Below are 12,903 nucleotides of genomic sequence, written 5' to 3' on the forward strand. Positions count from 1 at the left end.
GCGGCGGGGGAGGCGGTGACCGGTCCCGGGGGGCGCGTCGCGCGCGTGCTCCTCGACTCGCCGCTCCCGCAGCTGGACCGGCTGCTCGACTACGCGATCCCCGAGGCGCTGCGCGAGGGCGTTCGGCCCGGCGTGCGCGTGCGGGTGCCGCTGCGCACGGGCGGGCGGATCGCCGACGCGTTCGTCGTCGAGGTCGGCGAGGGCTCCGAGCACGCGGGGGCGCTGAGCGAGCTCGAGGAGCTCGTCTCGCCGCTCGTCGTGCTGACCCCCGAGGTCTGGGCGCTCGCGCGCCGCGTCGCCGACCGCGCCGCCGGGGGAGCGAGCGACGTCCTGCGCCTGGCCGTGCCGCGGCGCCACGTGCGGGTCGAGCGGGCGCACCTCGCCGCCCTCGCGGAGACGGAGGCGCAGTCGGACCCGGAGTCCGAGCCGGGCGTGCAGGTCGAGGCCGGTGCGGTCACCGGCTACCCGCCGGAGACCTTCGAGGGGCTCCTCGACGGCGGCCGCCTCGCGGTGAACGCCGTGCCCGCCCCGGTGCAGCTCGACTCCGGCGCCTGGGTCGGCGGCTGGGCGGTGACGCTCGCCGAGCTCGCCCGGACGGCGCTGGCGGCCGGGCGCGACGCGATCCTCGCGGTGCCCGACTACCGCGACCAGGAGCAGCTCGAGCAGGCCCTCGCCGAGCACGTGCCCGGGGACGCGGTCGTCCGCCTCGACGCCCGGCAGAAGGGCGCGGGCCGCTACGCCGCGTTCCTGCGCTGCCTGACGCCCGGGCCGCGCGTGATCGTCGGCAACCGCTCGGTGCTCTACGCGCCCTCCGCGGCGCTCGGACTGATCGCGCTCTGGGACGACGGCGATCCGCTCTTCGCCGAGCCGCTCGCGCCCTACGCGCACGCCCGCGACGTCGCGCTCGTGCGGCAGGAGCAGAGCGGCGCCGGCCTCGTGCTGCTCGGCAACACCCGCACCGTCGAGGTGGAGCGGCTGGTCGGCCTCGGCTTCGCCGCCCCGGTGCAGCCCCGGCCCTCGCGCCGACCCCACGTCGTGCCGACCGCGCAGCAGACCGCGGCGGACGAGCACGACCAGGCCGCGCGGATCCCGTCGACCGCCTGGCGGCAGGCCAGGATCGCCCTCGACTCCGGCCCGGTGCTGGTGCAGGTCGCGCGCCCCGGCTACGCGCCGGTGGTCGCCTGCGCCCGCTGCCGCACGGTGGCGCGCTGCAACCGCTGCCAGGGTCCGCTGGCCGTGCACTCCGCCGGGGCCCGGCCCAGCTGCGGCTGGTGCGGCCTGATCGCCGCCGACTGGCACTGCTCGGTCTGCGAGGCGACGGCGCTGCGACTGGTGAGCCTGGGCGCCGGCCGCACCGCGGAGGAGCTCGGCCGCGCGTTCCCGGGCGTGAAGGTGGTCGTCGCGGACGGTGCGCATCCGATCCTCACCGTGCCCGGCACGCCCGCGCTCGTCGTCGCCACCCGGGGCGGCGAGCCGCGCGCCGACGGCGGCTACCACGCGGTGCTGCTGCTCGACGGCGAGCGGATGCTCGCGCGGGAGAGCCTGCGGGTGGCGGACGACGCCCTGCGCACCTGGTCGAACGCGGCCGCGCTCGCCCGCCCCGGCGCCCCCGTCCTGCTCGTCGGCGTCGCCGGCCGCCTCGCCACGGCGCTCGCGACCTGGCGCCAGGACGAGTACCTCCGCGCGGAGCTGACCGAGCGGCGCGAGCTGCGCTTCCCGCCGGCCGTCCGGCTCGCGACCGTCAGCGGCGACGCGCACGCGGTGACGGAGGCGCTCGAGGCGCTCGACGAGGCCGACCGCCACGAGGTGCTCGGCCCGGTCGGGCTCGAGGACGGCTCCGTCCGCGCGATCGTGCGCTTCGACTACGCTCGCGGGGCGGAGGTCGCCGCCCGCCTCCGGTCCGCCGTGATCCGCAACGCGACCCGCCGCCGCCGGCCGCCCACCACGCCGGGCCGCTTCCGTCCGGCGCCGAAGCTGCGGGTGCGTCTGGACGACCCGGACATCCTCTAGCGCCGATCGCCCGTCCCGCCGCCCGCCCGTCCCGCACGCCGCCCGTCCCGTCCCGCCCCTCACGCCCAGGAGTCCTCCGTGCGCCTCGTCTTCGCCGGCACCCCGGCCGCCGCCGTCCCCACCCTGCGCGCCCTGGCCGCCTCGTCGCACGAAGTCGTCGCGGTCGTCACCCGGGCCGACGCCCCCGTCGGCCGGAAGCGCGTGCTCACCCCCTCGCCCGTCGCCGCGGTGGCGGAGGAGCTCGGTCTGCCGGTCCTCAAGGCCAACCGCCTCGACGAGGAGGTGACCGACCGCATCGCGGCCCTGGCGCCCGACCTCGGCGTGATCGTGGCCTACGGCGGTCTCGTGCGCGCCCGGCTGCTGGCCGTGCCGCGCCTGGGCTGGATCAACCTGCACTTCTCGCTGCTGCCGCGCTGGCGCGGAGCGGCGCCCGTCCAGCGCGCGCTGATGGCGGGGGAGGAGCGGATCGGCGCCGCGGTCTTCCAGCTCGTCGCCGAGCTCGACGCCGGCGACGTCTTCGCCGAGATCACCGAGGAGGTCGACGGGCGCACCGCCGGCGAGCTGCTCGAGGTGCTGGCCGAGCGCGGTGCGGTGCTGACCGGCGAGGTCGTCGACGCGCTGGCCGCCGGCCGCGCGGTCGCCGTGCCGCAGTCGGGCGAGGTGACACTCGCCCCCAAGCTCGACGTCACCGACGGCCGGATCGACTGGACGCTGCCCTCCGCGCGGATCCTCGCCCTCGTCCGCGGGGTCACGCCGGAGCCCGGCGCCTCGACCGCGGTCGGCGACGCGCGGCTGAAGGTGCTGGCCGTCCGCGCGGCGGCGGTTCCCGGCGCCGCCGCGCTGGCCTCCGCCCCACTGGCCCCCGGCGCGGTGCTGCTGGACGCGGGCCGCGCGCTGGTCGGCACGGGCGACGGCCTCGTCGAGCTCGTCTCGGTGCAGCCCGCGGGCAAGATCCCGATGCCCGGCTCCGCCTGGGCGCGGGGCCTGCGCGAGAGCACGGTGCTCGCGTGAGCGCCCGCACCCGGGTCGCTCCGGCCCGCCAGGTCGCCTACGACGTCCTGCTCGCGGTCAGCGGCGGCGACGCCTACGCGAACCTCGTCCTTCCCGCCCGCATCCGCGCCGCGGAGCTCTCGCCGGCCGACGCGGGGCTCGCCACCGAGCTCTGCTACGGCACGCTGCGCCTCTCCGGCTACTACGACCGGGTGATCGCCCTCGCGGCGGGCCGCACCGTCGACACGATCGACGCCCCGGTGCTCGATGCGCTCCGCCTCGGCGTGCACCAGCTGCTGGCCACCCGCGTCGCCGCGCACGCCGCGGTCAACGAGAGCGTCGCGCTGGTCGCGGGCGGCTCCTCCCGCGGCGCCGTCGCCTTCGCGAACGCGGTGCTGCGCGCGGTCGCCCGCTCGAGCGCCCAGGAGTGGCAGCAGCGCGTCGCCGACGCCGCGACCTCCGGCGACGACCGGATCGCGGCGGCGAGCTCGCACCCCGTCTGGATCGTCAAGGCCCTGCGCCGCGCCCTCGCGGCCGAGGGCGCCGCCGATGAGCTGGAGGCGCTGCTCGCCGCGGACAACGCGGCGCCGCGGGTCAACCTCGTCGCCCTGCCCGGTCTCGCCGACGCGTCCGAGCTGCCCGATGCGGAGCCCGACCGCTGGTCGCCGGTCGGCCTGGTCAGCACCGGCGGCGACCCCGAGGGCATCGCGCCGGTGCACGAGGGCCGCGTCCGCGTGCAGGACGAGGGCTCCCAGCTGGCCGCGCTGGCGCTGTCGCGCGCCGAGCCCGTCCGCGCCGGCGAGCGCTGGCTCGACCTCTGCGCCGGCCCCGGCGGCAAGGCGGCGCTGCTCGCCGCCGAGGCGCGCGCGGGCGGTGCGACGCTGCTCGCCAACGAGGTCGTGCCCGCGCGGGCCGGCCTCGTCCGCCAGGCGCTCGCGGCCGCCGATCCGTCCGTCGAGGTCCGCACCGGCGACGGCCGCGCGCTCGGCGACGAGCAGCCGGCCGCGTTCGACCGCATCCTCCTCGACGCGCCGTGCACGGGTCTCGGCGCGCTCCGCCGCCGCCCCGAGGCGCGCTGGCGGAAGACCGCGGACGACGTCGCCCCGCTGGCGGCCCTGCAGGGCGAGCTGCTCGACTCCGCCCTCGCCGCGCTCGCCCCCGGCGGACTGCTCGCCTACGTGACCTGCTCGCCGCACCTCGGCGAGACCAGGCGCGTGCTCGCCCTCGCGGCCGAGCGCCACCCGGACGCCTTCGAGCTCGTCGACACCCCCGCGGTGCTGCGCGCCGTCACCCGCGAGCCGCTGCCGCTGGCCGAGGGCGCGCTGCACGCCCAGCTCTGGCCGCACCGGCACGGCACGGACGCGATGTTCATCCAGCTGCTGCGCCGCACGGGGGCCTGAGCGCCCCGCCGCCGCGCCTAGGCTGGTGGGCATGCCCGCACGGATCAACCCCAGCATCCTGTCCGCCGACTTCGTCAACTTCGAGGCCGAGCTGCAGCGGATCGCCGGGGCCGATCTCGTGCACGTCGACGTGATGGACAACCACTTCGTGCCGAACCTGACGTTCGGGCTGCCGATGGTGCAGCGCCTCCAGGAGGTCTCGCCGCGCCCGCTCGACGTGCACCTGATGATCGACGACCCGGACCGCTGGGCTCCCGGCTACGCCGAGACGGGCGCCTACTCGGTCACCTTCCACGCGGAGGCCGCGGGCGATGCCGTCGCCCTCGCGCGGCGCCTGCGCGAGATCGGCTCCCGCGCCGGCATCGCGCTGAAGCCCGGCACCCCCGTCGACGCCTATCTCGACCTGCTGCCCGAGTTCGACCAGGTGCTCGTGATGACCGTCGAGCCGGGCTTCGGCGGCCAGTCCTTCATGGCCGAGACGATGCCCAAGCTGCACGCGCTGCGCGAGGTCGTCGACCGCACCGGCCTCGACGTCTGGCTCCAGGTCGACGGCGGCATCGCCCCCGGCACGATCGAGATCGCCGCGGAGGCGGGCGCCGACACCTTCGTCGCCGGCTCGGCCGTCTTCGGCGCCGACGACCCCGAGGCCGCTATCGCCGCCCTGCGCGACACCGCGTCCTCGCTCCTGCACCGGCACTGACCCGCCGGCGCGTTCTGCCGGTGCCCGTCCGTTGTGCAGGTGCCCGTCCGTTGTGCAGGTGCCGGTCCGTTCTGCAGGCGATTCGAGCGCAGACCCCGATCCGGCGTGCTCCGGAGTGCTGATCCCGGCCGATCACCTGCACACCTCACCTGCACCTGCAGACGGCACCGCGTCCTGCGCGCTGCGCGCCGCTGGTCCGATCTGCAGGCGATTCGACCTGCGCCCGACAGCACCTCGCGCACGGATGCGTGCTCGCAGACGGATCGCCTGCAGATCGGACGGTCGCCTGCAGATCGGACGGTCGCCTGCAGATCGGACCGTCGCCTGCAGATCGGACCGTCGCCCGCCGCCCTCGCGGGCCCGCCGCCGCGTATAGACTTCCCCGGTGAAAACTTTCGACGACCTCTTCGCTGAGCTGGGCGAGAAGGCCGCCGCGCGACCCGAGGGTTCGGGCACGGTCCGCGAGCTCGACGCCGGTGTGCACTTCATCGGCAAGAAGATCGTCGAGGAGGCCGCCGAGGTGTGGATGGCCGCCGAGTACGAGGGCGACGAGCGGACGGCCGAGGAGATCTCGCAGCTGCTCTACCACCTGCAGGTGCTCATGCTCGCGAAGGGCCTGACGACGGCCGACGTCTACCGACATCTGTGAGCGTCCCCCCGATCGCCGGAGTGCGCCGCCGCCACGTGGCGGACCGCTCCCACGCTCTCCGAGGCGCCGTCGCGCCTCCGCTCACCGAATCACCCTCGACCTCCAGAGGACGTCCCGTCGTGACCACGACCCAGCCCACCACCCCCCAGCCCACCGCCCCCGAGCCCACCGCTCCCGAGACCTCCGCCCCGCCCGCGCTCCTGCGCGTCGCCGTGCCCAACAAGGGCTCGCTCTCCGAGACCGCCGGCCAGATGCTCGCCGAGGCCGGCTACACCGGCCGCCGCGACCCGAAGGAGCTGCACGTCGTCGACGAGCGCAACGGCGTCGAGTTCTTCTACCTGCGCCCCCGCGACATCGCGACCTACGTCGGCTCCGGTGCGCTCGACGTCGGCGTCACCGGCCGCGACCTGCTGATCGACTCCGGCTCCGAGGCGCGCGAGATCGCCAGTCTCGGCTTCGCCGACTCGACCTTCCGCTTCGCCGGCCCGGCCGGCCGCTACACCGACCTGCAGCAGATCGACGGCCTCCGCGTCGCGACCAGCTACCCCGGGCTCGTCGGCCGCTTCCTCCGCGAGCACGGCGTCGAGGTCACTCTGATCCGCCTGGACGGCGCGGTCGAGTCCGCGATCCAGCTCGGCGTCGCCGACGTGATCGCCGACGTCGTCGAGACCGGCACCACCCTCCGCAAGGCGGGCCTCGAGATCTTCGGCCCGGTCATCCTGAAGTCGACCGCCGTCCTCGTCTCGGGAGCGGGCGAGCCCGAGGGGATCCCGGTCCTCCTGCGCCGCCTGCAGGGCGTCCTCGTCGCGCGCGAGTACGTGCTGCTGGACTACGACTGCCCCGTCGCCCTGCTCGAGACCGCCACGGCGCTCGCGCCGGGCTTCGAGTCGCCGACCGTCTCGCCACTGCACGACCCTGAGTGGGTGGCCGTCCGCGTGATGGTGCCGCGCGCCGACATGAACCAGGTGATGGACCGCCTGTACGACCTCGGCGCCCGCGCGATCCTGGTCACCTCCATCCACGCCGCGCGCCTGTAGGAGGGGAGCGATGAGTCTCGCCGTCCGCGTCATCCCGTGCCTCGACGTGGCCGCCGGCCGCGTCGTCAAGGGCGTCAACTTCCAGAACCTCCGCGACGCCGGCGACCCCGTCGAGCTCGCCCGGCTCTACTTCGAGCAGGGCGCCGACGAGCTGACGTTCCTCGACGTCACCGCCACCGTCGACGACCGCTCCACCACCTACGACGTCGTCCGGGCGACGGCCGAGCAGGTCTTCATCCCGCTCACCGTCGGCGGGGGAGTGCGCAGCGTCGAGGACGTCTCGCGCCTGCTCGCCCACGGCGCCGACAAGGTGGGCGTCAACTCGGCCGCGATCGCCCGGCCCGAGCTGATCGGCGAGATCGCCGACGTCTTCGGCGCGCAGGTCCTGGTGCTCTCGCTCGACGTCAAGCGGAGCGACGCGGCCCCGTCGGGCTTCGTCGTCACCACCCACGGCGGTCGCCGCGAGACGACCCTCGACGCGCTCGCCTGGGCCGCCGAGGCCGTCGAGCGCGGCGCCGGCGAGCTGCTGGTCAACTCGATCGACGCCGACGGCACGAAGCAGGGCTTCGACCTGCCGCTGATCACCGCCATGCGCGAGCTGAGCACCGTCCCGGTGATCGCCTCGGGCGGCGCCGGTGCGCTCGAGCACTTCGCCCCCGCCATCGAGGCCGGCGCCGACGCGGTGCTCGCCGCCTCCGTCTTCCACAATCGCGAGCTGACGATCGGCGACGTGAAGCGCGCCCTCGGCGACTCCGGGATCGAGATCCGCCGATGACCCACGCCGCCGCCCCCTCCGCCACCGATCCCGCCGACGTTGCCGCCGTCCTGGACCGCGCGACCTTCGACGCGAGCGGGCTCCTGCCCGCCGTCATCCAGCAGCACGACACCCGCGAGGTGCTGATGCTCGGCTGGATGGACCGCGAGGCGCTGCGCCGCACGCTGACCGAGGGGCGGGTGACCTTCTGGTCGCGCTCGCGGCAGGAGTACTGGCGGAAGGGCGACACCTCCGGTCACGCCCAGTACGTCCGCGGGGCGGCTCTCGACTGCGACGCCGACACGCTGCTCGTGCAGGTCGAGCAGATCGGCGCCGCCTGCCACACCGGCGAGCACTCCTGCTTCGACGTCGACCCGCTCGACCCGGCGACCGACTCCGGACCGCGGGCGTGAGCGGCCGGCGCCTGAAGTACTCCGCGATCCTCGGGATCGTGCTGCTGGCCGCGCTCGAGCTCACCTCCTCGACCCAGCCGTGGGCGACGCTCGTGCTCGCCGAGGGCGCCGGCGACGGCCGCGCCCTCTCGGTGGCGGGCACCGTCGCCGCGCCCGCGCTGTCCGCCCTCGCGCTCGCCGGGCTCGCCCTCGCGGCTGCGCTGGCCATCGCCGGGCCCGCGTTCCGGATCGTCCTCGGACTGCTGCAGGTCGTGCTCGGCGGCTGCGTCGTCCTCGCCGCCTCGACGGCGCTGGCGGATCCGGTCCGCGCCGGCTCCTCGCTCGTCACCGACGCGACGGCGATCGCCGGCCGCGAGTCCGTCGCGGCGCTCGTCGCGTCGTCCTCCTCGACCGCGTGGCCGGTCGTCGCGCTGGTGGCGGGCGTGCTCACCGCCGTCATCGGCGTGCTGGTGCTGGTCACCGTCCGGCGCTGGCCGGATGCGAGGAGGAAGCGCGCCTCGCGCTTCGAGCCGGCCGACGGCTACGGCCACGGCGCCAGCACCGTGCGCACCGACGACGGCGACATCGACCCCGTCGTCTCCTGGGACGAGCTGTCGCGCGGCGACGACCCGACGTCCCCCCGCTGAGCGACCCGCGAGAGGTCCCGCCCGTCGTCGGAGCCCTTCAGGCGCGAGCCGCTAGACTGCTCTGGTTCCCACGCACGTCCAGGAGGAGAGCCATGAGCACCGAGCACGACGACGACAACCACGGCCACTCGCCCGCAGCGTGGACGGCCGTCGTCATCATGCTGGTCGGCTTCACGGTCGGCACCATCGCGTTCTGGTTCGAGCTGCCCCTCGTCGTCTGGCTGTCCGCCGGACTCGTGGTGGTCGGCCTCCTCGTCGGCGTGATCCTCGCCCGCCTGGGCTACGGGGTCGACGGCGCGAAGGCCAACCCGAAGGCGCGCGCGTAGAGTGCTCAGCGATCTGACCGCGGGCGCCCTGGCCGACGCGGCCCGGCGACGCGAGACCGTCCCGCTCGACGTCCTCGAGCGCCTCGCCGCGGAGCGTCCGCCCGCCCTCGACGCGCTCGCCGCTCTGGCGCCCGCCGAGCGCGTCAGGATCATCGCCGAGGTCAAGCGCTCCAGCCCCTCCCGCGGCGCCCTCGCCGAGATCCCCGACCCGGCGCTGCTCGCCGGGAAGTACGAGCTCGGGGGAGCGAGCGCGATCAGCGTCCTCACCGAGGAGCGCCGCTTCAAGGGCTCGCTCGCCGACCTCGAGGCGGTCCGCGCCGAGGTCTCGATCCCGGTGCTGCGCAAGGACTTCATCGCCGAGCCGTACCAGGTGCTCGAGGCCCGGGCCGCCGGCGCCGACCTCGTGCTCCTGATCGTCGCGGCGCTCGAGCAGCCCGTGCTGGCCGAGCTCCACGCGCTCGTCCTCGAGCTCGGGATGACCCCGCTGGTCGAGACGCACTCGGGCGACGAGCTCGAGCGCGCGGCCGACCTCGGCGCCCGCCTCATCGGCGTCAACGCCCGCGACCTCTCCACCTTCGAGCTCGACCGCGACCTCTTCGGCCGCCTCTCCGAGCGCTTCCCGGCCGACGCGGTCAAGGTCGCGGAGTCGGCGGTCCTCTCGGCCGACGACGTCGCCCACTACCGCCGCTCCGGCGCGGACGTCGTCCTCGTCGGAGAGGCCCTCGTCACCGGAGGCGACCCCGTCTCCACCCTCGCCGGCTTCCTGGCGCACTGACCACGATCCACTGATAGGCGGCACTGCCATGGCACTCCGAGACGAACTCGGTCCCTACTTCGGCGACTTCGGCGGACGCTACGTCCCCGAGTCCCTCGTGGAGGCGCTCGACGAGCTGAGCGCCGAGTACGAGCGCACCAAGGTCGACCCGGAGTTCCAGGCCGAGCTGAAGGAGCTGCACCGCAGCTACACCGGCCGGCCCTCGATCATCACCGAGGTGCCGCGCTTCGCCGAGCACGCCGGCGGCGCGCGGATCATCCTCAAGCGCGAGGACCTCAACCACACCGGCTCGCACAAGATCAACAACGTGCTGGGCCAGGCGCTGCTCACCAAGCGCATCGGCAAGACCCGCGTCATCGCCGAGACCGGCGCCGGCCAGCACGGCGTGGCCACCGCCACCGCCGCCGCGCTGTTCGGCCTCGACTGCGTCGTCTACATGGGCGAGGTCGACACCGAGCGCCAGGCGCTCAACGTCGCGCGGATGCGCCTGCTCGGCGCCGAGGTCGTCTCGGTCACGACCGGCTCGCGCACCCTCAAGGACGCGATCAACGACGCGATGCGCGACTGGGTCACGAACGTCGAGACGACCAACTACGTCTTCGGCACCGTCGCGGGTCCGCACCCCTTCCCGGCCCTCGTCCGCGACTTCCAGAAGATCATCGGCGAGGAGGCGCGCGAGCAGGTCCTCGAGCTCACCGGCGCCCTGCCCACCGCGGTCACCGCCTGCGTCGGCGGCGGCTCCAACGCGATGGGCATCTTCCACGCGTTCCTCGACGACCCCGAGGTCCGGCTCGTCGGCTTCGAGGCCGGCGGCGACGGGATCGAGACCCCGCGCCACGCCGCGACCATCAGCAAGGGCCGCCCCGGCGTCCTGCACGGCGCCCGCAGCTTCCTGCTGCAGGACGAGGACGGCCAGACCGTCGAGTCGCACTCGATCTCGGCCGGTCTCGACTACCCCGGCGTCGGCCCCGAGCACGCCTGGCTCTCCAGCATCGGCCGCGCCGACTACCGCGCGGTCACCGACTCCGCCGCCATGGACGCCCTGATGCTGCTCAGCCGCACCGAGGGCATCATCCCGGCGATCGAGTCCGCGCACGCCCTGGCCGGCACGCTCGAGCTCGGCCGCGAGCTCGGCCCCGACGCGACCATCCTGGTCAACCTCTCGGGCCGCGGCGACAAGGACATGACGACGGCGGCGCGCTACTTCGGCCTCGTCGACCAGGGCGCGGTGCAGTCGTGAGCACCGTCGCGCCGAGCGTCGCCGAGACCGTCCGCCGCCGCAACCAGGAGGCCGCGGGTGCCCTGATCGGCTACCTGCCCGCCGGCTTCCCGGACCTCGCGACGAGCATCGACGCCGCGGTCGCCCTCGCCGAGAACGGCGTCGACGCCATCGAGCTCGGCCTGCCCTACTCCGACCCGGTCATGGACGGGCCGGTCATCCAGGAGGCGACCCAGGCCGCCCTCGCCGGCGGCTTCCGCCTGCGCCACGGCTTCGACGCGGTCCGCGAGATCCGGGCGCGCGTCGACGTGCCCGTGCTGGTGATGACCTACTACAACCCCGTGCTGCAGTACGGCGTCGAGCGCTTCGCCACCGACCTCGCCGAGGCGGGCGGCTCCGGCCTGATCACCCCGGACCTCATCCCCGACGAGGGCGCCGAGTGGATGGCCGTCTCCGAGCGTCTCGGGCTCGACCGCGTGTTCCTCGCCGCGCCCTCCTCGACCGACGCGCGTCTGCGCGCCACGGTCGAGGCGAGCCGCGGCTTCGTGTACGCCGTCTCGACGATGGGCATCACCGGAGCGCGCGCCGACGTCGACCGCGCCGCCCGCACGCTCGTCGAGCGCCTGCGCACCGCCGGCTCCGAGAGCGCCTGCGTGGGCGTCGGCGTCTCGACCGGCGACCAGGTCGCCGAGATCCTCGCCTACGCCGACGGCGCGATCGTGGGCTCCGCCCTCGTCCGCGCGCTCGCCTCCGGGGGAGTGGCCGGTGTGGCCGAGGCCGCGCGCGGCCTGGCCGAGGGCACGCGCCCGCGCGCGGCGAGCTGACCCCCTCCCACTACAATCGGGATGCCCTCCGCGGCGCGGCCTCGTCGTCGCGCCCGGGCGAACCCTCCTCTGAAAGGTCGACGTACCGGTGTCCGTACCGCTGAGCATCCCGAGTCCGCCCGAGGCGTGGAGTCAGTACGACTTCACGCTGTTCGACCGCGCGTTCTCGATCCACACCTACGCCGTGTGCATCCTGGTCGGCATCGTCGTCGCCACGATCATGACGAACGCCCGTCTCAAGCGCCGCGGCGCCGAGCCCTGGGTCGTCCTCGACATCATCGTCTGGGCCGTCCCGCTGGGCATCATCGGCGCGCGGCTCTACCACGTGCTCACGCACCCCGGCGACTACTTCTTCGCCGGCGCCGACCCGTGGGAGATCATCCGGATCTGGAACGGCGGCAACGCGATCTTCGGCGGCCTGATCGGCGGCGCCGTGGGCGCCTGGATCGGCTGCCGCTGGACGGGCGTCCGCTTCTGGACGTTCGCCGACGCGCTCGCCCCCGGCATGCTCGCCGCGCAGGCCATCGGCCGCCTCGGCAACTGGTTCAACCACGAGCTGTTCGGCCTCCCCACGACCCTGCCGTGGGGCCTCGAGATCGAGAGCAGCAACCCGGCCTTCCCCGTCGGCCTGCCCGCCGGCACGCTCTTCCACCCGACCTTCCTCTACGAGATCCTCTGGAACGTCGTCGGCATCGCCGTCATCCTGCTGCTCGAGCGCCGTCTCAAGCTGCAGTGGGGCACCGTCTTCGCCGCCTACCTGATCTGGTACGGCATCGGCCGCGTCTGGTTCGAGTCCATCCGGATCGACCCGAGCGAGTTCTTCTGGGGCATCCGGACCAACGTCTGGGCCGCGCTCCTCGCGGTCGTCGTCGGCCTCGTCCTCGTCGTGATCCAGCGGCGCGAGCACCCCGGTCGCGAGACCTCGGCCTACCGGCCCGGTCGCGAGTGGACGCCCGCGGCGACTGAGATAGAATTCGAGGACGTCGAGTCCGACTCCGACGCACCCACCACTCCTTCTTCCGGCACCGACGCCGAGAAGTCGACGGTCTCCCGCAGCTGATGCGGTCCGCGGCACCCCCGCGGCACCGCCCCCAGCTCCCACCTCCGTCCGATCGCTCCTCCGCGGCTCAGCCACAAGCGCTGCCGCGGGGGCGTGACCGCTCGGCCACGCCGACGGCGC

General features: G+C 74.9%; 14 protein-coding genes. All 14 read left to right on the plus strand.

What is annotated here, in order from left to right; all coding sequences use genetic code 11:
- Nucleotides 1-15 precede the first annotated feature (15 nt).
- The 14 genes from HQQ82_RS18285 (at nt 16) to lgt (ending at nt 12,783) form a co-directional block, all read left to right on the plus strand.
- On the plus strand, nt 16-2,010 hold the full coding sequence (locus tag HQQ82_RS18285) for a primosomal protein N' (protein WP_367948013.1): 1,995 nt from the start codon (nt 16-18) through the stop codon (nt 2,008-2,010).
- A 78-nt stretch (nt 2,011-2,088) separates the two neighbouring features.
- A complete protein-coding gene (locus HQQ82_RS18290; protein ID WP_173235581.1) occupies nt 2,089-3,021 on the plus strand; it encodes a formyltransferase family protein in 933 nt (310 codons plus the stop codon).
- Nucleotides 3,018-4,400 carry an RsmB/NOP family class I SAM-dependent RNA methyltransferase gene (locus HQQ82_RS18295; protein ID WP_367948014.1) on the plus strand — a complete coding sequence of 461 codons (1,383 nt, stop codon included), beginning with the start codon at nt 3,018-3,020 and terminating at the stop codon, nt 4,398-4,400. The genes HQQ82_RS18290 and HQQ82_RS18295 overlap by 4 nt, the downstream gene beginning before the upstream one ends.
- Before the next feature lie 31 nt (nt 4,401-4,431).
- The gene (rpe, locus tag HQQ82_RS18300) at nt 4,432-5,100 is read left to right on the plus strand and encodes a ribulose-phosphate 3-epimerase (RefSeq protein WP_173235583.1); all 669 of its coding nucleotides are present in this window, start codon (nt 4,432-4,434) and stop codon (nt 5,098-5,100) included.
- A gap of 385 nt (nt 5,101-5,485) precedes the next feature.
- Nucleotides 5,486-5,749, plus strand: coding sequence for a phosphoribosyl-ATP diphosphatase (locus HQQ82_RS18305; RefSeq protein WP_055791842.1), 264 nt, complete (start codon nt 5,486-5,488; stop codon nt 5,747-5,749).
- A gap of 200 nt (nt 5,750-5,949) precedes the next feature.
- A complete protein-coding gene (gene hisG / locus HQQ82_RS18310; protein WP_216848787.1) occupies nt 5,950-6,786 on the plus strand; it encodes an ATP phosphoribosyltransferase in 837 nt (278 codons plus the stop codon).
- A gap of 10 nt (nt 6,787-6,796) precedes the next feature.
- Nucleotides 6,797-7,561, plus strand: coding sequence for an imidazole glycerol phosphate synthase subunit HisF (hisF, locus tag HQQ82_RS18315; protein WP_173235585.1), 765 nt, complete (start codon nt 6,797-6,799; stop codon nt 7,559-7,561).
- Nucleotides 7,558-7,953, plus strand: coding sequence for a phosphoribosyl-AMP cyclohydrolase (gene hisI, locus HQQ82_RS18320; RefSeq protein ID WP_173235587.1), 396 nt, complete (start codon nt 7,558-7,560; stop codon nt 7,951-7,953). Before hisF ends, hisI begins: the two co-directional genes overlap by 4 nt.
- A complete protein-coding gene (locus HQQ82_RS18325; protein WP_367948015.1) occupies nt 7,950-8,579 on the plus strand; it encodes a Trp biosynthesis-associated membrane protein in 630 nt (209 codons plus the stop codon). Before hisI ends, HQQ82_RS18325 begins: the two co-directional genes overlap by 4 nt.
- Nucleotides 8,580-8,671: 92 nt before the next feature.
- Entirely contained in the window at nt 8,672-8,905 is a 234-nt protein-coding gene (locus HQQ82_RS18330; protein WP_173235589.1) for a DUF6704 family protein, read from the plus strand.
- A gap of 1 nt (nt 8,906) precedes the next feature.
- The gene (trpC, locus tag HQQ82_RS18335; RefSeq protein WP_173235591.1) at nt 8,907-9,680 is read left to right on the plus strand and encodes an indole-3-glycerol phosphate synthase TrpC; all 774 of its coding nucleotides are present in this window, start codon (nt 8,907-8,909) and stop codon (nt 9,678-9,680) included.
- A gap of 28 nt (nt 9,681-9,708) precedes the next feature.
- The gene (trpB, locus tag HQQ82_RS18340; protein ID WP_173235593.1) at nt 9,709-10,920 is read left to right on the plus strand and encodes a tryptophan synthase subunit beta; all 1,212 of its coding nucleotides are present in this window, start codon (nt 9,709-9,711) and stop codon (nt 10,918-10,920) included.
- Entirely contained in the window at nt 10,917-11,723 is an 807-nt protein-coding gene (gene trpA, locus HQQ82_RS18345; protein ID WP_173235595.1) for a tryptophan synthase subunit alpha, read from the plus strand. The genes trpB and trpA overlap by 4 nt, the downstream gene beginning before the upstream one ends.
- 106 nt (nt 11,724-11,829) lie before the next feature.
- Entirely contained in the window at nt 11,830-12,783 is a 954-nt protein-coding gene (gene lgt, locus HQQ82_RS18350) for a prolipoprotein diacylglyceryl transferase (protein ID WP_367948033.1), read from the plus strand.
- Nucleotides 12,784-12,903 lie beyond the last annotated feature (120 nt).

The organism is Rathayibacter sp. VKM Ac-2856, from assembly GCF_013205055.1.
Lineage (GTDB): Bacteria > Actinomycetota > Actinomycetes > Actinomycetales > Microbacteriaceae > Rathayibacter.